This window comes from Coprococcus sp. ART55/1, assembly GCF_000210595.1.
Taxonomy (GTDB): Bacteria; Bacillota; Clostridia; order Lachnospirales; family Lachnospiraceae; genus Coprococcus; species Coprococcus aceti.
This window is the reverse complement of the sequence record NC_021018.1, coordinates 1,916,030-1,936,593: the sequence shown is the minus strand read 5'-3', so window position 1 is coordinate 1,936,593 and position 20,564 is coordinate 1,916,030. Positions and strand designations below refer to the sequence as shown.

21 protein-coding genes are annotated in these 20,564 nt (G+C 44.5%); 15 read left to right on the top strand and 6 right to left on the bottom strand.

What is annotated here, in order from left to right; all coding sequences use genetic code 11:
* Nucleotides 1-12 precede the first annotated feature (12 nt).
* From rsmI to CCU_RS08830, 3 genes are all read left to right on the top strand, one after another.
* Complete coding sequence (rsmI, locus tag CCU_RS08840) at nt 13-852, top strand: 16S rRNA (cytidine(1402)-2'-O)-methyltransferase (RefSeq protein WP_015534367.1); 840 nt, start codon at nt 13-15, stop codon at nt 850-852.
* Between the two features lie 197 nt (nt 853-1,049).
* Nucleotides 1,050-1,262: a helix-turn-helix domain-containing protein gene (locus CCU_RS08835; RefSeq protein WP_015534366.1), complete on the top strand. Its 213-nt coding sequence runs from the start codon at nt 1,050-1,052 to the stop codon at nt 1,260-1,262.
* 38 nt (nt 1,263-1,300) lie between these two features.
* Complete coding sequence (locus CCU_RS08830; RefSeq protein ID WP_015534365.1) at nt 1,301-1,453, top strand: hypothetical protein; 153 nt, start codon at nt 1,301-1,303, stop codon at nt 1,451-1,453.
* A gap of 188 nt (nt 1,454-1,641) precedes the next feature.
* Here the strand turns inward: CCU_RS08830 and CCU_RS08825 are convergent, their stop codons facing one another.
* From CCU_RS08825 to CCU_RS08815, 3 genes are all read right to left on the bottom strand, one after another.
* Nucleotides 1,642-2,754 carry a DUF6688 domain-containing protein gene (locus CCU_RS08825; RefSeq protein ID WP_015534364.1) on the bottom strand — a complete coding sequence of 371 codons (1,113 nt, stop codon included), beginning with the start codon at nt 2,752-2,754 and terminating at the stop codon, nt 1,642-1,644.
* Nucleotides 2,755-2,785: 31 nt separating this feature from the next.
* Nucleotides 2,786-3,919, bottom strand: coding sequence for an alanine racemase (alr, locus tag CCU_RS08820; protein ID WP_015534363.1), 1,134 nt, complete (start codon nt 3,917-3,919; stop codon nt 2,786-2,788).
* A gap of 138 nt (nt 3,920-4,057) precedes the next feature.
* Nucleotides 4,058-5,239 (bottom strand): ATP-binding protein, encoded by a 1,182-nt coding sequence (locus tag CCU_RS08815; RefSeq protein WP_256364710.1) that lies wholly within the window; start codon nt 5,237-5,239, stop codon nt 4,058-4,060.
* Nucleotides 5,240-5,449: 210 nt separating this feature from the next.
* Here CCU_RS08815 and iorA point away from each other — a divergent pair, with 210 nt between their 5' ends.
* The 6 genes from iorA (at nt 5,450) to CCU_RS08785 (ending at nt 13,271) form a co-directional block, all read left to right on the top strand.
* Nucleotides 5,450-7,243, top strand: a complete 1,794-nt coding sequence (iorA, locus tag CCU_RS08810) for an indolepyruvate ferredoxin oxidoreductase subunit alpha (protein WP_015534362.1) — start codon at nt 5,450-5,452, stop codon at nt 7,241-7,243.
* Entirely contained in the window at nt 7,236-7,808 is a 573-nt protein-coding gene (locus CCU_RS08805) for an indolepyruvate oxidoreductase subunit beta (RefSeq protein WP_015534361.1), read from the top strand. The genes iorA and CCU_RS08805 overlap by 8 nt, the downstream gene beginning before the upstream one ends.
* A 42-nt stretch (nt 7,809-7,850) precedes the next feature.
* Entirely contained in the window at nt 7,851-9,092 is a 1,242-nt protein-coding gene (locus CCU_RS08800) for a phenylacetate--CoA ligase family protein (RefSeq protein WP_015534360.1), read from the top strand.
* A gap of 312 nt (nt 9,093-9,404) precedes the next feature.
* Nucleotides 9,405-10,121, top strand: a complete 717-nt coding sequence (locus CCU_RS08795) for a prepilin peptidase (RefSeq protein ID WP_015534359.1) — start codon at nt 9,405-9,407, stop codon at nt 10,119-10,121.
* Nucleotides 10,122-10,333: 212 nt separating this feature from the next.
* The gene (locus CCU_RS08790) at nt 10,334-11,968 is read left to right on the top strand and encodes a class I adenylate-forming enzyme family protein (RefSeq protein WP_015534358.1); all 1,635 of its coding nucleotides are present in this window, start codon (nt 10,334-10,336) and stop codon (nt 11,966-11,968) included.
* Nucleotides 11,969-12,014: 46 nt separating this feature from the next.
* Complete coding sequence (locus CCU_RS08785; protein WP_055146098.1) at nt 12,015-13,271, top strand: diaminopimelate decarboxylase; 1,257 nt, start codon at nt 12,015-12,017, stop codon at nt 13,269-13,271.
* A 90-nt stretch (nt 13,272-13,361) separates the two neighbouring features.
* On the opposite strand, the gene CCU_RS08780 is transcribed toward CCU_RS08785, so the two are convergent.
* The 3 genes from CCU_RS08780 to CCU_RS08770 all read right to left on the bottom strand — a co-directional run bounded on the left by CCU_RS08780 (nt 13,362) and on the right by CCU_RS08770 (nt 16,207).
* Entirely contained in the window at nt 13,362-14,405 is a 1,044-nt protein-coding gene (locus CCU_RS08780) for a sensor histidine kinase (RefSeq protein ID WP_243440881.1), read from the bottom strand.
* Nucleotides 14,406-14,648: 243 nt separating this feature from the next.
* Nucleotides 14,649-15,392 carry a LytR/AlgR family response regulator transcription factor gene (locus CCU_RS08775; RefSeq protein ID WP_015534355.1) on the bottom strand — a complete coding sequence of 248 codons (744 nt, stop codon included), beginning with the start codon at nt 15,390-15,392 and terminating at the stop codon, nt 14,649-14,651.
* Nucleotides 15,393-15,424: 32 nt separating this feature from the next.
* Entirely contained in the window at nt 15,425-16,207 is a 783-nt protein-coding gene (locus CCU_RS08770; RefSeq protein WP_015534354.1) for a sensor histidine kinase, read from the bottom strand.
* Between the two features lie 638 nt (nt 16,208-16,845).
* Here CCU_RS08770 and CCU_RS14965 point away from each other — a divergent pair.
* From CCU_RS14965 to CCU_RS08740, 6 genes are all read left to right on the top strand, one after another.
* The gene (locus tag CCU_RS14965) at nt 16,846-17,403 is read left to right on the top strand and encodes an accessory gene regulator B family protein (RefSeq protein WP_208896369.1); all 558 of its coding nucleotides are present in this window, start codon (nt 16,846-16,848) and stop codon (nt 17,401-17,403) included.
* The gene (locus tag CCU_RS08760; RefSeq protein ID WP_015534352.1) at nt 17,400-17,897 is read left to right on the top strand and encodes a hypothetical protein; all 498 of its coding nucleotides are present in this window, start codon (nt 17,400-17,402) and stop codon (nt 17,895-17,897) included. Before CCU_RS14965 ends, CCU_RS08760 begins: the two co-directional genes overlap by 4 nt.
* A 52-nt stretch (nt 17,898-17,949) precedes the next feature.
* The gene (locus tag CCU_RS08755) at nt 17,950-18,831 is read left to right on the top strand and encodes a hypothetical protein (RefSeq protein ID WP_238051178.1); all 882 of its coding nucleotides are present in this window, start codon (nt 17,950-17,952) and stop codon (nt 18,829-18,831) included.
* 49 nt (nt 18,832-18,880) lie between these two features.
* Nucleotides 18,881-19,420, top strand: coding sequence for a hypothetical protein (locus CCU_RS08750; protein WP_022217451.1), 540 nt, complete (start codon nt 18,881-18,883; stop codon nt 19,418-19,420).
* A 14-nt stretch (nt 19,421-19,434) separates the two neighbouring features.
* A complete protein-coding gene (locus tag CCU_RS08745) occupies nt 19,435-20,226 on the top strand; it encodes a hypothetical protein (protein ID WP_015534349.1) in 792 nt (263 codons plus the stop codon).
* Between the two features lie 61 nt (nt 20,227-20,287).
* Nucleotides 20,288-20,564, top strand: a 277-nt coding sequence (locus tag CCU_RS08740) for a hypothetical protein (RefSeq protein WP_208896128.1), incomplete at its 3' end; no start/stop codon positions are given.

The window sequence follows — 20,564 nt, the reverse complement described above, 5'->3', positions numbered from 1 at the left end:
TGAGGTTTATATATGGCAGGCAAATTATATCTGGTGGCAACACCCATAGGAAATCTTGAGGATATGACATATAGAGCCGTCAGGGTTCTTTCCGAGGTGGATGTGATAGCGGCGGAGGATACGAGGAACAGTATCAAGCTGCTCAATCATTTCGAGATCAAGACTCCCATGACGAGTTATCATGAATACAATAAATACGACAAGGCGAAGGTTCTCGTTGAGAAGATGCAGCAGGGACAAAGCGTTGCAGTTATCACTGATGCCGGAACTCCGGGTATATCTGATCCCGGGGAGGAGCTTGTGAGACAGGCTCTTGCCGCAGGGCTTGAGGTTACACCGGTGCCGGGGGCGTGTGCATGTATATCGGCGCTCATCAGCTCAGGACTTTCGACCAGAAGATTTGCATTTGAGGCGTTTCTGCCGTATGACAAGAAGGATAGAACAAGAGTGCTTGAGGAGATGAAGCGAGAGACGAGGACTATGGTGATGTATGAGGCTCCACACAAGCTGAAGAAGACTTTGGCGGAACTCATGGAGGCTCTCGGTGACAGGCATATAACACTTGCCAGAGAGATCACCAAGAAACATGAGACGATAGAACCAATGATGCTTTCACAGGCGATAGCCCGCTACGAGGAGGAAGATCCAAGAGGAGAATTCGTTATCGTGATAGAGGGGCTTGATGTGAAGAAACTTGAGGAGGAGAAGAAGAACTCGTTCGAGGCTATGTCCGTGGAGGAACATGTCCAGATGTACGTTGATCAGGGTATGTCCAAGAAGGATGCGATCAAGCAGGCAGCTGTAGACCGCGGAGTCCCTAAGAGGGATGTGTATAATGCGGTGATGAAATAGAAAACGGAGGTAGATTGGTGTCAGGTGCGGATAAACAAAAGTTTATCTGTACCTGACACTTTTTAATTTTTATGTAATATGGCGAAAAACAACTTGCATATACACAATGCGTATGATAATATAAATGTGCAATATACGCAACGCGGGCACAAAAGTAACATGCTAACGGGAGATATGTAGTCAAAGGAGAGTGCGATATGGACAGTAAAGACTATCTAGTAGAGCTTAGAGAAAGCACTGGTATGACCAGAAAGGAGTTTTGTGAGTATTTCGAGATACCATATAGGACAGTTCAGGATTGGGAACTTGGAAACCGCAAGATGCCGGATTATCTCTTGCGTCTGATGGAGTACAAGATCAGGATGGAACAGGGAATAAAGGATGGAAAAGAGCTTGAAAACAACAAATAAAGCCACTATACTTCAGATAAAGAAAGGCGGTGGAAAGGATGGAAGAAATGCAAAATCAGGAGTTATGTATTTTACTTGATAGTATCCTCGCACTACTTGAAACGAACAATGAGGATAAAGCAAAAGAGATTATAAGAAACGCAATAAAGAGAATAGATAAAGGATCGACATCCAGCTCGAAGGAAGAGTAGGTTGAACAGAAAAGAGGGGGTGCACATGTCGAAAATTGGTGTCAGGTACGGATGAACAAAAGATTATCTGTACCTGACACTTCTTGCTTAAAAATCTCCTTCATTTCAGATTTATCTCCATCATTTTATCAATAAATGATGGAGATAATAATAGACATGATGGAAATAACACTCCCCATATTCACACCTTATCTTTTGAATTGTAAAACATACTGGTTTCTTATTCTCTGTTCCGGTCTGACATCAACCAGATATAAGAATAATAAAAATATCCATTCCAATGGTTTCATTATAATATAAACAACATCTGCTCTAAGAGGATTTGTTATGAGTTTCGACAGTGGATAGCCGTATGTATCATATATGTGGCGAACCATCCTGTGAAAACTTGGAAATTTTATCTGAATCACTTCTTCAAATGCGTTGGCAATACATAATTGCCTGTTTACAATGATCGTTGCACCTCTCCTGCTTCCAAATCTAAGCGGTTTCACAACTTTTTTGTGCCCACCGGCGGCTACCGTACAAAGATAATGTCCTTCGTAATCTGATGGCGGTGGTGGTGTCTGCTTTGAAAATGTCCAATCTGCAGTATCTGTAAATGCCTTAATCGGAGCATCCAGTCCCTGACCAATTAGGACAAATATAATCTCGATAATTGCCACAACCAGAAACAGTGCAACAAAAATTACAAAGGTGTACCTGGATAAGCTGTTAATGATATCGTAAAATTTCTTGAAACGTATATTGTTATCCTGTGCTGCTGCTCTGTTTTTAAAGATTTCTACCTGTTGCAGCATATGCCTCTGAATTGCTCTTGCAGATAACAGCAATATGTTGAAATGATAAACATAAAATGACAATTCTAAGGGATTATTGATATTTTTAGATAACTGAACAGCAAACGTAATCTGCAATATATTAAGCAGGATAATAAAGGAAATTGCAGCCGCGGATACTAATGGCGGCAGTCGGTCTGCATTTATGTATAACAACACAAAATATGCAGCAAATCCTAATAAAGCAACCCAGGAAATTCCCCAATACCCGGAAGAAATCACATAGTGAAATTGCATAGTATTAACCTGTTCATACCAGTCGCCGGCTGTATCATACGTTATCGCAAACAGCATCAGATATAACAGGCCGCCAACCAGAACGGTTACGGTTGAGATAAGCTTTTCCTTTTTTGGTTTGGCAGAAAAACAATTGTAAATATTCCAGACTGTTAAAGTTCCGGGTATAACAAATGCGACTATACCGAAAAATAAAAATATTAATATGTCGTTCAAATGAAACATTTACAAATCTCCCTTTCCCCAATACTGCCGATCAGATATCCCCATTTATATACACCCTCGGAACCCTTACCGATATGTTGCACACGATCACATCCACATTCGTGTCAAGCATATTTGCCATGTCCTCGATGGACATGCCCTCACCGAGAAGGGTTACAGTGTCGCCGCGCTGTACATCCGGGATGTCTGTGACGTCCGCCATGCACTGATCCATACATACGCGTCCGATGATCGGCGCCTCATGACCATTTATGATGACCTTGCCCTTGTTGGACAGGTAACGGCTGTAGCCGTCTGCAAATCCTACCGGAAGTGTGGCGATCTTTGTAGGTCTTTCAGTGACAAAAGTTCCGCCGTATCCAATCTCAGATCCGGTAGGAACCTCCTTCACCATGGCAACGTATGTGTACCAGCTGAGGATCTCCTGAAGTCCTGAATTCTTCCAGTCAAAATCATCAGAAGGAGTGAGACCATAGAGGATATCACCGCATCTGACTGCGTCGAGCTGTGCCTCAGGCAGCATCAGTATGGCAGGGCTGTTGGCTACGTGGTGTTTTGGTATGACAACCCCCATCTTCTCAAGTTCATTTACGGCGTGGAGATATAGATCAAGCTGCTTTCTTGCACTTGTGTGATCCCCCTCATCTGCCCTTGCAAAATGTGTAAATATACCTGTTACGTTCAGGTCGTCCATCTCGCAGATTTTCTTTATAGTGTCAAATGATTCCTGACATACCGGGAATCCTATTCGGTTCATACCGGTGTTCAGCTTTATCTGGACATTCTGTTTCTTGCCGGCTCTTCTTGCAGCGGCAGCCATGTTCTCAGCACCCTCCATTGAAAAGACAGTGAGATCAAGGTCGTACTTTGCGGCCTCGTCCAGCATGTCATCTGCTGTATCGCCGAGGATAAGGATAGACTCTGTGGCCCCCGCGTCCCTGAGCATCTTTCCCTCTTCCCAGATGGCAACGGCGTAGCTGTCTATGCCACATTCCTTGAGTGTCGGGTAAAGTCCTGCAATGCCGTGGCGGTATCCATCGCCCTTCATGACTGCGATAAATTCAACACCCGGTTTCAGTCTTGATTTTATGTTGGCAATATTGCTCCTGAGCTTTGCCAGATCTATAACGGCTGCAGTTCTTCCTGCAAATGGTCTGTTATTCATAGTCATTCTCCTGTTTTACAACTGTCAAATTATAGTAACCATGTAATTATATTTTTATTTGTTGAATGAGTCAACATGTGTGTTATGATGTTGTCAAAAGCCACGCAGAATTGTCAAAAGCCACGCAGAATATATATTTTACAATCCCGTTGTATCTAACTCTATGATCATCTGTTCCAGTTTTTGCTCTCTTAATAAATAGCACATATAGATTGGAAGATATGTTATAGCACCATCTGTCTCCACGTATCCAATTGATAAAACATATGCTTTTTCAAGATGATAATCCGGAACTTTCATAAAATTATCCAACGCTTTGTCCGATTTATAAGCCTTTCCCGATTTAACTTCAATTGGAACAACCTGACCATTCATTTCTATTGCGAAATCCATCTCTCCGATTTTCTGCTTTTTACAGAAATAAGGTTCGAAACCATTGGCAACCAATTGCTGTGCGACTGCATTTTCAAAATGAGCACCATTGTTGACCTCTCCGTTTTTATTTATCAGCTCAACTTTAGTTTCTGCCGGATAAGCGCTGGTCAGCAGACCGATGTCACTCGAGAAAAGTCTGAACACATTACTGCTCTTGCTCGCCAGAAGTGGGATTACCGGCGCATCTACATTGTAAACAGGCAACGCCACGCCTGCATCTTTTAACCATAAAAAGCTGTTTTCATATCGATTAAATTTCAATTCTTTATCCAACATGGTAAATACAAACTTCTTATTTTGCTTGTTCAGCTCAGCCGGAATAATCTCATATATAGATTTCACCTTTAACTTTTTGTCTTCAAGCTCATATTGTGAAAAATCTTCCTTGTAAAGAGTTGTAATATCCCGTTGAACTTTATCGACTTCCCGAATATCTTTGGTATTTATATAAGCTTTGACAGCATCCGGCATTCCACCGACAATAAGATACACAAAGAACATTGACAGAAGCTTTTTGTGTATAAATTCATCAACCGGGCTGGCTGTTTTAAATTTATCCTCTAACATATTCAAGGTTGTTGCTGAGACATTATTTGCCACCATAAATTCTTCAAAATCCATGGGATACATTCTTAAAACTGTCAGATACCCGACTGGGGCAGATGCAATTCCTTTAAGTTCCACACCCAATAGTGAGCCGCTCATGACATATTTATAACTGCCCTCGTCTACCAGAAATTTTATTTTTGTTACTATTTCTGGGCATTTTTGAATTTCATCAAAAAAAACAACCGTTTCGTGCTCCTTACAATCTTCGGGCATGATCATTTTCAGTTTAACCAGAAATTCTTCTGCACTCATTTCTGCATTTAGATAAGATACCATATCCGGTTGATCAATGAAGTTGACTTCAAACTTGGTATATTTGCCCCGTTTTTTCAATTGCTATGAGATTATTTTGCCCCGTTTTTTACTATTTTATTTTGGCAAAAAGCCCCGTTTTAATTGCCGCTCCGAATAATTATTGTCATTAAAACCCGCAGAGGGTATAATATCAGAATATAAGCTCTAAAACAGGATTGGAAGGGAATTAAGATGAAGAAAGAATATGTAATGGGAAATGGAGCGATCGCCCTTGGCGCTCTTGCAGCCGGAATCAATTTGGTTGCCGGATACCCGGGCACTCCATCCTCAGAGATACTTGAGACAGTAGCAAAATACCCGCATGACGGAGTCCATGTTGAGTGGTCGGTAAATGAGAAAGCGGCCATGGAGGTTGCTGCCAGTGCATCATACAGTGGAGCGAGGACACTTGTGACCATGAAACAGGTGGGACTCAACGTGGCATCGGATCCGCTTATGTCGCTGGCGTATGTCGGGATAAAGGGCGGAATGGTCATCGTGTCTGCGGACGATCCGGGACCGATATCGTCACAGACGGAGCAGGATACGAGGATGTTTGCAGACTTCTGCAGGATTCCGGTATTTGACCCGTCGACTCCTGAGGAGGCGTATCAGATGATACAGGATGCATTTGACTACTCGGAGAAATACAAGACGCCGGTTTTGTTCAGACCGACAACCAGAGTGTGTCATGCATACGCATCCATAGAGGTAAAAGACGAGTGGAAGGCAAAGGAATATGAGGGATTTGTAAAGGATTCAAAGAAATGGGTCATCTTCCCGAGATTGTCATTTGCCAATCATGCCATGATAGAAAAAAGAAATGTGGAGATTGGGGATGACTTCGGCAGCTACTCCATGAATACGGTGGAGGGCAGCGGCAGCAAGGCGGTATTTGCATCGGGAATCAGCTACTGCTATGCAAAGGAGACACTTAAGAACGTGCCTGATGTGAAGCTGGTCCGTATAGCAACCCCGCATCCGTTCCCTGAGCAGTTCGTGAAGAATGCGCTGGACGGAGTGACGGAGGTCATGTGTCTTGAGGAGCTCAGCCCATACATAGAGAATCAGATATTACGCCTTGCAGGCAAATATCATATGGATATAGATGTCAGAGGAAAGCAGACCGGGGATGTGCCGGCGAGCGGAGAGCTTTCTACCAACAAGGCTGCGGATATCCTGTGCGATTTTCTTGACCTTGAGAAGACTTCCCAGGTGGATGTGTCAGATGCACCAGAGCTTCCTGTGAGGCCTCCGGTGCTGTGTGCGGGATGCCCTCACAGAGCGTCATTCTACGCGGTAAAGAAGGCGATGGCCGGAAGAAAAAGCTACTTCTGCGGAGATATCGGATGCTATACACTTGGAAATGCCATGCCGCTTGACATGGTGGATACCTGTCTGTGCATGGGTGCCGGAATCACCATGGCGCAGGGCTTCCACTGGGTGGATGAAGATGGCGTGTGCTTTGCATTTGTGGGAGATTCCACATTCTTCGCGTCTGGTATGACCGGCGTGGTAAATGCAGTGTACAATGATGCAAATATGATCCTGTGCGTGCTGGACAATTCGACCACAGCCATGACGGGACACCAGCCACATCCGGGAACAGGACGCAACATGATGGGCCAGTTCGTGGACAAGGTGAGTATACAGAAGGTTCTTGAAGGAATCGGAGTGAAGAAGATAGTCACTGTTGATCCGCTTGATCTTGAGGCGAGCGTGGCAGCAGTTAAGGAGTGTGCGGATATCAGAGGAGTCAAAGCGATCATTTTCAAGTCGCCATGTATAGCCATCACCAAGCCGTCTGGCAAGATGGAGATATCCGAAAAGTGTATACAGTGTAAGAAATGTATCAGAGAGATAGGCTGCCCTGCGATAATCCTGAAGGATGGTAAGGTGGCGATAGATGAAAGCCTGTGTACGGGATGCGGTCTTTGTTCACAGATCTGTCCGGTGGGGGCGATAGGAGGTGCTTGCAATGAATAAAGATATTCTGGTCTGCGGAGTAGGCGGACAGGGAACGGTTCTTGCGTCCAAGCTCATCGCATCGGCTTATATGGCAAAGGGCGAGACGGTACATTCGGCGGAGACCATAGGAATGGCGCAGAGAGGCGGAAGTGTCACGAGCCATGTGAGGATCGGTGAGGCGTATTCGCCACTCATAGCCCAGGGCGGTGCTGACATTATACTTGCGTTTGAGCCTGCAGAGGCGGTGCGCAATCTGGCTTATCTGAAAAAGGGAGGAATCGTCATCACCAATAACGTCCCGGTGAAACCGGCGACTGACTCGCTTATGAATTCAGGCTACGAGGCGCAGCCGATGCTTGACTACCTGAAGGATAAATGCGATTGTATAGTCATGGACGGCGCGGCGATAAGCCGTGAATTTGGTTCGGCAAAGTTCTACAACATAGCACTTCTTGGAGTTGCAGCAGCCAGCGGTAGACTTGGACTTTACGAGGCGGATATAATTTCAGCTATTGAGAATGGAGTGAATCCGAAGTTTGTAGAGGTGAACAAGAAAGTATTTGAATATGCGATGAAGATGTAGTTGGCGATGGGCTGACCGAAGGGAAAAAGGAGAGTAAAAATTATGAAGTTAAATGACACACAGCTCAGTCAGGTGGACGCTCAGATAAAAAGACTTGTAAAGACTGACAGCTATTATGGTAAGAAGTACAGAGAGCTTGGTATAACAGATGTGACAAGTCAGGAGGCATTTGAGGAGCTTCCGTTTTCAAGCAAGGATGATCTGAGAAATGCTTATCCACTGGGAATACAGGCTGTTCCGGATGAGGAAGTGGTACGTATCCATTCATCTTCAGGAACAACAGGAAAGCCGGTTATCATACCTTATACAGCAAAGGATGTCGATGACTGGGCAACCATGTTCGCAAGATGCTACGAGACAGCCGGAGTGACAAAGAAAGACCGAGTACATATCACACCGGGATATGGTCTGTGGACAGCCGGAATAGGATTTCAGGCAGGCGCGGAGAAGCTTGGTGCCATGGTAATTCCTATGGGCCCTGGAAATACTGACAAACAGTTACAGATGATGATCGATCTTGAAAGTACAGTTCTCACAGCAACGTCATCATACGCACTTCTTCTTGCCGAAGAGATAGATAAGAGAGGGCTTAAGGATAAGATACATTTGAAGAAGGGCGTATTTGGCTCAGAACGTTGGAGTGAGAAGAAGAGAGAGTATATAAAAGAGAAGCTTGGAATAGAGCTGTATGATATATATGGACTTACAGAGATCTATGGGCCTGGTATCGGAATAAGCTGCGATGCCCAGAATGGAATGCACTATTGGGATGATTATGTTTATATAGAGATAATAGATCCGAAGACCGGAAAGACTCTCCCTGACGGAGAGGAGGGAGAGATAGTTATCACTACTCTGGTTAAGGAGGGGGCTCCGCTCATCCGTTTCAGGACACACGATATATCAAGGATCATTCCGGGTGAGTGTCCATGCGGAAGAAAGCATCCTAGACTGGATATCATCAAGGGCAGAAGTGATGATATGTTCAAGGTACACGGCGTAAATATGTTCCCAAGTCAGGTTGAGGAGCTGCTTGCACTTGTGGATGGAGTCCCAAGTGAGTACACCATAAATATAGCCCATGACGAGCCTGCCAATAAGGATATCATGCTGGTTACAGTTGAGGCCGAGGGACGTGTAGATTTTGAGCAGACAGGACGTCAGATCAGAGATCTGTTCAAGTCAAGGATCGGAGTTACACCGAAGATTACTGTTGTCCCTGTTGGAACGCTGCCTAGAAGTGAGAAGAAGACACAGCGTGTCATCGACCATCGTGAGCAGTAGGTGACGGACGGTGAGCGTACGTAAGACGGACGCATCGGGGTTCTCATATATCCAATCAGGGTCGCTTGCGCTTAACTTCGGCGCGTAGCGGCACATAAGGCTCCGCAAGCGATTGCCAAGTGCCGACGGCCTCGTATTCCCTGATTTGGATATCATGAGAACGCCCGTTGCTGAGTCCGACAACTGAATAGGCGCTCACCTGTCTGAGAAGGAGATTTATATTTGTGGATGGGTCTTACATTGCATAAGACAAGAAGTTAAAGAGACTTTATCGGTGCATGGTAATACTTATGTAGAAGGGATTTTATATTTATGAATTCAATTAATGTAGCGGCTTGTATAGTTGCGTTTTTACTTGGGGTGGTGTTGTTTACTCTGGCGAATGAGATCATACTCAAGCTGCCGAACAATGAGAATATTTTTAAGGGAAAGCCGAAGAGTTTTGAGAAGTTTTCTCCGAGATGCCTGTTCATACAGATACTTGGTGGAGTGTTCGGAGTGCTGATGGTGTGGCAGTTTGATGTGAGCCTTGAGGCGGTCACGGTATTCCTGTTCTTTGCACTGCTGACTATCATCACATTCATAGACGCGGACACCATGGAGATACCATTTGTGCTGAATGTATGCATACTGGTGCTTGGAGTTATATCCATATTCACAAGAGGAGGCTTTTCTCTGACAGGCGGTGATCTCTCACTTGTGAGCAGGCTCATAGGAATGATATGTGTGAGTCTTCCACTGTTCCTGATAGTGCTGGTCATTCCGGATGGATTTGGCGGTGGAGATATCAAGCTCATGTTTGCCGCAGGATTCTTCCTTGGCTGGAAGGCTACGGTCATAGCGTTCTTCATCGGACTTATCATAGGTGGATGCCAGGGCGTGATACTTCTTGCAAGGCGAAAGAAGGGCAAGGACGATCATTTCGCATTTGGCCCGGCGCTCAGCGTAGGACTGATGATCGCGACATTTGTGGGATCACAGATGATGAACAGTTATATCAATATGATCAAGGCGTCATTCTATGCGTAGAGTGATGAATCCATGAAAAAGAAATAGTGCTGATGTATAAGTGATAAAAAACTTATACATCAGCACTATTTTTTATGATAGTATTCAAATGTAATTGCCTATTGTATATTTTCCATGTGAGGGATATACTGTAAAGAGCGTGCAATTTAACGCGTTAAAGCTTTTAATTGAGAAAGAAGAGCAATTATTAAGAGAGGTTAGGAGTTACGGTTATGCCAATCACAGATTACTTAGAGAGAAATGCCAGAGAATACGGAAATGATGTCGCTCTGGTAGAGATAAATCCTGATGTGCAGGAGACGAGAAGGGTTACATGGAGAGAGTATGAGCTCATAGAGTCGAATCCTACATGCCAGTACAGAAGAGAGATCACATGGAGCGTGTTCAATGAGAAGGCAAACAGATTTGCTAATCTTCTGGTGTCACGTGGAATCCAGAAGGGAGACAAGGTAGGTATCCTCATGATGAACTGCCTTGAGTGGCTTCCAATATATTTCGGAGTGTTGAAGACGGGAGCTATAGTGGTTCCGTTCAACTTCAGATACGATGCGGAGGAGATTAAATACTGTGTAGAGCTTGCGGATGTCGACGTGCTTGTATTTGGCCCTGAGTTCATCGGACGTATAGAGGCTGTCGTTGACGAGATAGCTGAGAAGAGAATCCTCTTCTATGTGGGAGGCAACTGTCCTACATTTGCGGAGGACTATGACAAGCTGACATCCAACTGCTCAAGTGTATTCGAGAAGAGAGACATCAAGGACAGTGATGATGCGGCTATATATTTCTCATCTGGAACAACAGGATTCCCAAAGGCTATCCTGCACAACCATGAGAGCCTGATGCATGCGGCAAAGGTCGAGAATGTACATCACGGACAGACAAAGGATGATGTATTCCTGTGTATTCCTCCTCTGTACCACACAGGTGCCAAGATGCACTGGTTTGGAAGCCTGATAGTGGGCGGCAAAGCCGTTCTGCTCAAGGGCGTAAGTGCTAAGACCATACTTCAGACGGTAAGCGATGAGAAGTGTACTATAGTATGGCTTCTTGTGCCATGGGCTCAGGATATACTGCTTGCAATAGAGAACGGCGATGTACATCTGGAGGATTATGAGCTGTCACAGTGGAGACTGATGCACATCGGAGCACAGCCTGTACCACAGAGTCTTATAAAGAAATGGAAAGAGATATTCCCTAACCATCAGTACGACACGAACTATGGACTTTCAGAGTCCATCGGACCGGGCGCTGTACATCTGGGAGTAGAGAACATACATAAGGTCGGAGCCATCGGTGTGCCGGGTTATGGCTGGCAGGCAAAGATCGTGAATGAGGACGGAACAGAGGTTGAGCAGGGCGCAGTCGGTGAGCTTATCCTCAAGGGACCTGGTGTCATGACCTGCTACTACAAGAATCCAAAGGCGACAGAGGAGTGCCTGAAGGATGGCTGGCTGTACACAGGAGATATGGCTATGCAGGACGAAGATGGATTTATTTATCTTGTAGATAGAAAGAAAGATGTTATAATCAGTGGTGGAGAGAATATCTACCCTGTACAGATAGAGAACTTCCTCAGCAAATACGAGAAGATCAAGGACGTTGCAGTCATCGGTATCGCAGATGCCCGTCTCGGAGAGATCACAGCGGCCATCATAGAGGTAAAGGATGGCATGACCTGCACAGAGGAGGAGATCAACGAGTTCTGTAAAGAACTTCCAAGATACAAGAGACCAAGGAAGATCATATTTGAGCACGTTCCGAGAAATGCTACAGGTAAGATAGAAAAGCCACTTCTCCGTAAGATGCACAAGAGTGAGAACCTTGTCGCAGCGGAGAACAACGCATAGTATGCAGGATACTTGCCATAATACAGCACAGAAAGGACAAAAAAAGATGAAGACACCATTTATTACAAAGGCAAAGGCAGAGGAGATCATCAGGGAGATCCCTACACCGTTTCACATTTACGATGAAGAAGGAATCAGAGAGAATGCGCGAAAGCTTTATAAGGCGTTTTCATGGAATAAAGGATTCAAGGAGTATTTCGCTGTAAAGGCTACTCCGAACCCAACGATACTCAAGATCCTCAAGGAAGAGGGCTGCGGAACAGACTGTTCATCACTGACAGAGCTTATGATGTCAGACAAGATGGGATTTAAGGGCGATGAGATCATGTTCTCGTCCAATGACACCCCTGCCGAAGAATTCGTGCTTGCAAAGAAGCTGAACGCAACCATCAATCTTGACGATTTCACACACATTGATTTCCTGGAGAAGGCAGCAGGAATTCCAGAGAAGATCTGCTGTAGATTCAATCCGGGCGGAAAGTTCTCCATATCAACCACCATCATGGACAACCCTGGTGATGCAAAGTATGGTATGACAAAGGATCAGATCATCGAGGCATACAAGATCCTCAAGGCAAAGGGCGTGAAGAGATTCGGAATGCATGCATTCCTTGCCAGCAATACAGTGACAAATGAATATTATCCAACACTTGCAAAGATTCTGTTTGAGACAGCAGTTGAGATCAAGGAGAAGACCGGAGTGAAGCTTGACTTCATCAACCTGTCAGGCGGAGTTGGAATCCCATATACACCGGACAAAGAGCCAAATGACATCATGGTCATCGGCGAGGGTGTCAGAAAGGTATATGAGGAAGTGCTTGTACCGGCAGGCATGGGTGATGTAGCTATCTTCACAGAGCTCGGACGTTTCATGCTGGCACCTTACGGGCACCTGGTTACAACAGCCATTCATGAGAAGCACACACACAAGGAGTACATCGGAGTGGACGCATGTGCAGTCAACCTCATGAGACCTGCCATGTACGGTGCATACCATCATATCACAGTTCTCGGCAAGGAGAATGAGCCATGCGATCACAAGTATGATGTGACAGGCTCGTTGTGCGAGAACAATGATAAGTTCGCTATAGACAGAATGCTTCCAAAGATCGACATGGGAGATATCCTTGTCATCCACGACACAGGAGCACACGGCTTTGCCATGGGCTACAACTACAACGGCAAGCTGAAGTCAGCAGAGGTTCTGCTCAGACCGGACGGCTCATTTAAGCTTATCCGCCGTGCAGAGACACCTGAGGATTACTTCGCAACCATCAAGGATTTCTGGAATGTAGAGCTGTAACAGGCAGACCATAGATAAGCATAGAAAACCGGCAGTATATGAGTTGAAGTCCAACTGTATACTGCCGGTTTTCTATGTGCATGAGCTGCGTTACACTGTCACCTCGAAGCAAATATAATTCTGTCCGGATATGGTTCGGTTATCCAGACATATCTTTCCCTCATATTCATCCACAAGCTTTTTCATGTTCGGAAGACCATATCCGTGATGCTGCTTGTCGATGGTCTTGGTTGTGTAGCCGTAGGTAAACATATTTCTTCTAAGATCAGAGCTCAACACAGGACCTTTGTTCATGGTGGTTATGATGATCTGGTTCTGACTGCTGTCAAGAGACAGGGTGGCAGATCCCGGAGCATCTACAGCCTCCAGAGCATTGTCTATTAATATTCCAAGTATACGTATGATTTCATATTCGGGCATACAGCTTTTCAATGTATGCTGTCTGACTATCACATTCAGAGTCTTTCCGTTCTTTTCGGCATTGATCATCTTGCTATATATAAAACCGGCGACAACAGACAGATTGATGCGAAGCAGCTCAGACTCACGGTATTCAGATACCATATTGTCTGAATAGTTTATCAGGGCATTTTTCAGAGACTCATAATCCCTATAGGTGTATGGAAGCATTCTGACTGCAGTCAGATGGTTGTCAAAGTCATGCTGTTTGCTTCGCAGATCCTTTATCAGATCAGCCATCATAGGCTGATAGGTTTTAAAGCATTCCAGGTCGTGCTGCTGCTTTCCTATGGTTCGCTGCTGTCCCAGAATGATGATATCCGAGAGAATGACCACAACCGCAAAGCATGATATCACAGGTATATACACCGAAGTGTCGATGAAACTGAATTTGTATAGCCCGGTCTCGATCATATACACAACATACAAATGAATAGACAGGAATTTGATAATTCCACTGCCGCCCATGAAGGTTTGGAACACACGGTTCATAGGCGCATATCTGCACAGAGCCACTGAGATCAGAAATGAAAATACAGCACAGGAAATGGACAAGTATGTCTCATTGTTCGCACCCAGACGTGTCATACCCATGATGATAATGTCCTCAAGAAAAGCCGCATACAGATATTCAAGAATATACGCCATCAATACATAAAAATATCTGGTCTTCATAATATACAACAGCATGAGATAGGATAGCAGGCATAATGCCAGCCATCCAAATGCATTTGGGAAAATTAAGGATACCGTATTCCCGAGTATAAGGTAAGCAGCCGTTCCGATAATTGGGTGGCGCATATCCCGGAATTTTCTTCCGATGAGGGCAGATATAAAAATAACATCCTTCATTGTTTCCAATGTAAAGCATAGGAGATCTATTATAGAATTCAGCATTTCAAATACCCCTTATCATTGTTAAGCCTGTTCAACGTGTTTGCGCGCAGCCGTGGAAGCTTTAAGTCTGTGACCAAACTCTGTGGCGTATTTGCGGCCAACCGGTATCCATTGATAGTCCGGTGTGTCAAGCGATACCATGGCGGTAACCTTGTCGTAGGTATCCACATGGTGAAGGTTTACGACAAAGCTCTTGTGGCAGCGTGCAAAATACGATGGAAGAGAGTCCGCAAATACAGAGAGTCTTGTTCCTGTGGATATAAATAGTCCGGTGGTTGTGTGGACATGCATGTTTCGCAGCTCGGATTTAATGTATAGTATATTGTCTGGTCTGATCCTGGCAAGTACACCATCTCTGTCGGTAAGCTCTATTGGTTCCTCCCTGATCAGAGAAAAGTTCAGAAGCTTGGAGACAGATTCTATCAGATCCTGCTGTGAGTAGGGCTTGACCAGATAATCGTAGCAGTTGGTCTTGTGGATCGCTCTGGGAGCTTCGTTTACAAGAGCTGTCACGTACAAAATAGGAGTTGTCTGATAACGCGGATTTCTTCGCAATTGTTCTCCCAGCTTTATTCCGTCCTTATCCGGGTCGGCGCCAAGCTGTATATCCAGCAGAAAAAGCTGGATGCTGTGCGAATCTGCCAGAGCCAGAGCATCATCATAACAGGCGGCCTTCAGACATTCTATGTCGGGGAAGCTTTCTTCTATTATCTCTGCCAGACCATTTAATTGTGCCACATTGTCTTCAACTACCAAAGCTCTCATTATAAAGACTCCTTCCTTCTATGTGTTGTATTTTAAACCATTACTTCAAAACGCACCAGAGTATCATCCAGAAGATAATCGTTTTCCAGATATATTTTTCCATTATATTTAAATACCAGACGCCTGAGATTGTAAAGACCAAGGCCGTGCTTCTGACGATCACAGGTCTTGGTGGTATAGCCTGCTGTGAAAAGCTTTGCTCTGATCTCGGGTGTTAGCAGAGGACCTTTGTTCAGAGTGGTGATGATGATTCTGCCGTCCCGGCTATCCAGGTGCAGAGTCATACTATCGTGCTCAGATATGGCCTCCAGTGCATTGTCGATGAGTATTCCCAGAACCCTGACCAGCTCATATTCAGGCATCCGGCTCTCGAGCAGATAGCTGTGAACGACAATATTCAGCTTTTTGTGCGCCTTTTCTGCCTGCTTTTGTTTGCTGTATATAAACCCGGCGATCACGAACATGTTGATTTTTAGAAGCTCGGTGGTTCTGTATTCGGATATAACCTCATCTGAACTGCTGATAAGAGCCTCCTTTAATGAACTGTAGTCGGTGTGTGTATATGGAAGCATTCGAATACCGGTCAATATATTGTCAAAGTCATGCTGCCTTCCCGTGACGTCCTCAATCAGATCATCCATCATAGGCTGATAGACGTTGTAATTTGCCAGATCGTGCTGCTGCTTGCTGATGATCTGTTGCTGGCTGAGGATTACTATGTCGGTGATGAGGACTATCACGGTGAAAAATGAGATGAGGGGGATATATATGATTGTGTTAAATGTGCTGTATTTACGCAGTCCCAGCTCAAGCATGATTATCAGAAAAACATGTATTACAAGGTACTTGGATAAAAATCTGCCATTAATCAACTGAGAGTAGAAGCTATGGAATGGAAGTAGCCTGCATATAGCACAAGCAATAGAAAAAGTAATCAGGGAGCCTGCGATGGAGGAGGCTATCTGATTATTAAAATTCACTCTGTAAAATAACAGAATTATAGAATTTTGAATAAGAAGGATAAAAGTGTGTGATATGACGAAGGCAATTAGAGAATTAAATATAGTCGTATTTAAGATAAAAAGAGTCGTTAAATAGGCTAGTGAACATAAGATGATCCACCCAAGCGCACCTGGAAACAGGGATGAAAAAAAGGTTCCCAAACAAAAGTATAAAATTGCACTTATCACAGGATGTCGCATTTCTTTTATATGTACTCCGGCAATGGATGAGAGCATGATGAGATCATATAAAATTTCAATAATATAACAAAAAGAGTCTACGATATGATGTATCATGGCAACCTCCATAAAGATAATATAACATTATACAAAGACGATTTATACCGCGTCAATTGTCGTTTATGACATGATAGATACCGTTCATGACAAATTAAGCAAAATATATTGCAATCTAAGTAGTTGTATGATAAAAGAAAAGTGGAGGTGGTCAAATAGATAATCTAAACAATAAGCTGGGAATATTATTAACACAGATCCTGCTGGGCAGAAAATACAGAAGCGATGAGGATCGTGATGTAAAAATACAATATTCTATACTGCTTCTTATTGACAAGGTAGAGAAATATTTAATTATTTTGGGCCTCTTTTCAATATTGGGACACGTTGATATAGCAATAATAACAGGATTGACAATAGAACTTACAAGAAATTATCTTGGCGGTATACATATGAAAACATGGTATGGCTGTACAGCGGTGACTGTATTGTTTTATATCGTGGTGTTAGCATGCGGAGAAAATATTATATTGTCAAGCAAACTGCAGAATTCATTGTGGGTATCGGAGATAGTAGTTATAGCATTATTTGCGCCTATACCATCAAAACAGAGACCTAAATATAATCAACATAGAAAAAATATGATAAAGGCTCGTGGTATAGCAGGTGTGCTGATAATTGGAGCGGTGAGTCTTGGGGTGAAATCTTACAATAACTATATTGTATGGATATGGTTGTTGCAGATAATTAATAGGAGAGACAAAAGGTTATGAAGAAGTCAATGAAATCAAAGCTTGCGATGTTCGCTGTTGCAGGAGCGATGGCAGTGTCAGGAGCAGCGGGAATTGCTGCACCTGCTAAGGCTGAGAATGTACATACAAATAATGCAGGTACAGTGGTTACATGCAAAGAATCATATTCTAATACAGATAACGAGCTGTTTACTTTTAGCAACAATAACAGCGGATATGGTTATAGTTCGTACAGACGTAAATATAATAAGACAAAGGTTTATGTATATCCAACAGTAGGACCAAAGCTCAGTTACACAGTAATGGGCTCGCATTCATCAAAAGGGACAAACCCAATAGTAAAATCTGATACGCATATTATTCCGCTTGGAATTGAGGCGAGTATCACAAACATGGTAAACGAGAAAGGCTATGCCTATGCAGGCTTGAGGATGCACAGGACAGTCAAAGCACAGACTGATTCAAAGGGCTGGTGGAGTCCGGATTCCACAAGAAATTACACTATTTATGACTGATTAAAGCAGTGACATAAGACGGATGGCAAAGGCAGAGTTGGGAGGAGTAGAAGTGAAGAAGAAAAGATATCTTGTGATGACAGTGGCAGCAGTGCTGATCATGGCAGCAGTGGCAGCTTCGGCGTATGTGCTCCAGAAAAAACGGGAAACCCCAGAGGACAGAGCGTTAAGGAAGTCGTCTGAGGCGGCATCTGAAGAGACAGACAGCGAAGCTTCGGGAAACAAGACCGGAGAGAAAATAAGTGAAAAAGAAGGTGTGGGTGATAACGTGCTGATGTCAGGAGCGGTGAAGATAGAGCTGCTGTCGGCTGATGTATACACAGGTGACGAGATAACAACAGAGGATAAATATCCGGTTGAATATTTTCGCAGTGAGACTCTGCCGGAGCCTGAGTCGGAGGAGGAGATAACAGACTGGGATGCTCTGTATGAGGAGGCTCCGGGATACAAGGAATTTCAGGAGTCGGCAGGGGATGCGTATACTCCTGAGGAGTGTGAGGAGATAACTGCACAGTATCAGGATGTGATAGATAAGCATACGCAGACTGTGGTAAAGACCAATAAGCTGTATTTTATTAAGTGCAGACTGACGAATACCGGGGATGCGGTTGTGAAGAATGTGTTCCCATACGACATTGTGGAGAGGATTCCCGGTGAGAGTGAGGTTTCGTTCGTAGAAGGAATGGTATACTTTGACAAATCAGTCCACACAGAGGGCGATGACAGAGCCAGTTGGTACTATCTATACAGACTGGAAGGACACGAGACAATGGAATGTACGATTGGACTTGTTGTGCCACAGGAGCCGGAGGATGGCGTGAAATATTATTATGGACAGGTGATCACAGGATATTTTACGTACAATCCGGCGGATCTTCCGGATTTTGTGGATCTGGATGCACTCCCAAAGCCGGAAGCGGATGACAAGCCATGAGGTGGGAATCAGATTTTGTGGAGGTATATGCATGAGGAGAGGTGTTCTGATGGCATTGGGTGTTGTGAGCTTGTGTGCAGTCACCTTGTGGTGCGGAAGAATATTCAGCGTTAACAGGGCGTACAGTGATGACACCAGAGTTGTAGAAGCGGCTGAGAATGTATCGGTGGATGGATTGCTTATAAAATGCAGGGAGACCCGCATATACAGTATAGATGAGTATAAAGCACGTTTTAATGTGGACAGTGTGGATGTGCTGAGCCCGGAGGATCGGTTTATCTGTACACGCCTGAATGTAGATAATACAACTGAAGAACCGATCGATTGGGATACTGTGATGGCGGCGACTGAGTGTGGCTTTGAGTCACAGACATGGTGCAGTTCGGTGAATTTGTATTCTGGCCGGGAACTGAATACGTTTACAAGTAATGATCTGGAGCCCGGAATGAATCAGGATATATGGTATGTGACAAGTCTGGCGCGGGTGTCATTTAGCAGGGATACGTGGGATAACCTGGAGCGGGAGAGCTTCTATTATGTACTCACCCTTGAACCTGATAAGCTGATGATCAGACTGGATATTGAATGAAGTGGTGTTGAGATATGAGAGTATTAAGATTTGAAATGACCAGAGCGTTCAGAAATAAGTGGCTTGCAGTAAGCGTAGCTCTGGGAACGTTGATTGGGCTGGCGGACATATGGCTTAATGTCAGCCAGTATGGATTTAACAGAGGCAGGGCTTTGATCCAGACATGGATCGGGACAGACTATCAGTTTGCATACAACAGCTTGTTTTACGTACTGCTGCCACTGATTGCGTGTTTTCCGTATGCGGGGTCGTGTTATCAGGATCAAAAAACCGGATATGAAAGCAGTATATGTATTAAGACGTCCCGCTTAAGCTATATGATTGCAAAGGAAGCGGCTGTGGCGGCTTCGGGAGCGGCAGCCGTGGCGTGCCCGCTGCTCATAGCCATGTTCATTGCTGCGGGGATATATCCGGATAAAAGACCGGAAAAACTGACATTTTTGTATGCAGGAATTATAGACTGCCACATGTTCCCGAGAATATTTGCAGAGCATCCTGTGTGCTATGCGCTGCTGTTTACGCTGCTCGATGCAGTGTTTGGAGGGATAACAGGTCTTGTGGCTATGTGCTTTGCGAGGTGGTGCGGGAGCAGATTTTCAACGATAATGGCTCCGTTCGCATTGTATGTATTTACCGGTGTGATGTTTGAGGGACGTGGGATTGGAACCTGGTCAGCCATGCAGATGGTCAATCCACTGCAGAATGTGGTTACATACAGGTACCAGATGGTGACGATGTATGCTGCGGTGAGTGCAGCGGCACTCGTTCTTATATACATATGGCACAGAAGAAGGGATATTCTATGAAAGAAGGAAATACAGATAAAAAAGGAATGTATGTGGTGGACAGATATGAGGTGATGCGGGAATGAGGACTCTGAGACTTCTCGGAAGAGATATGGAAAATGGAATATTAAGGAGATGTGTTCTTTTTATACTGCCGTTACTGTTTGCGGTGTCGCAGACACGTGAGCTCCACGCATATCTTATCGAGCTTGCAGATGGGAATATCCTGTTGACCAACGGAACATTTGCGGACTATCTTCTGTTTGCGATGAAGGGGATGGAGGTGTATTACTTTGATCCAAGGAGCGTATTTTACATACCGATATACTGGTTTGCGTTCCAGATAGGCCTGGCCTATT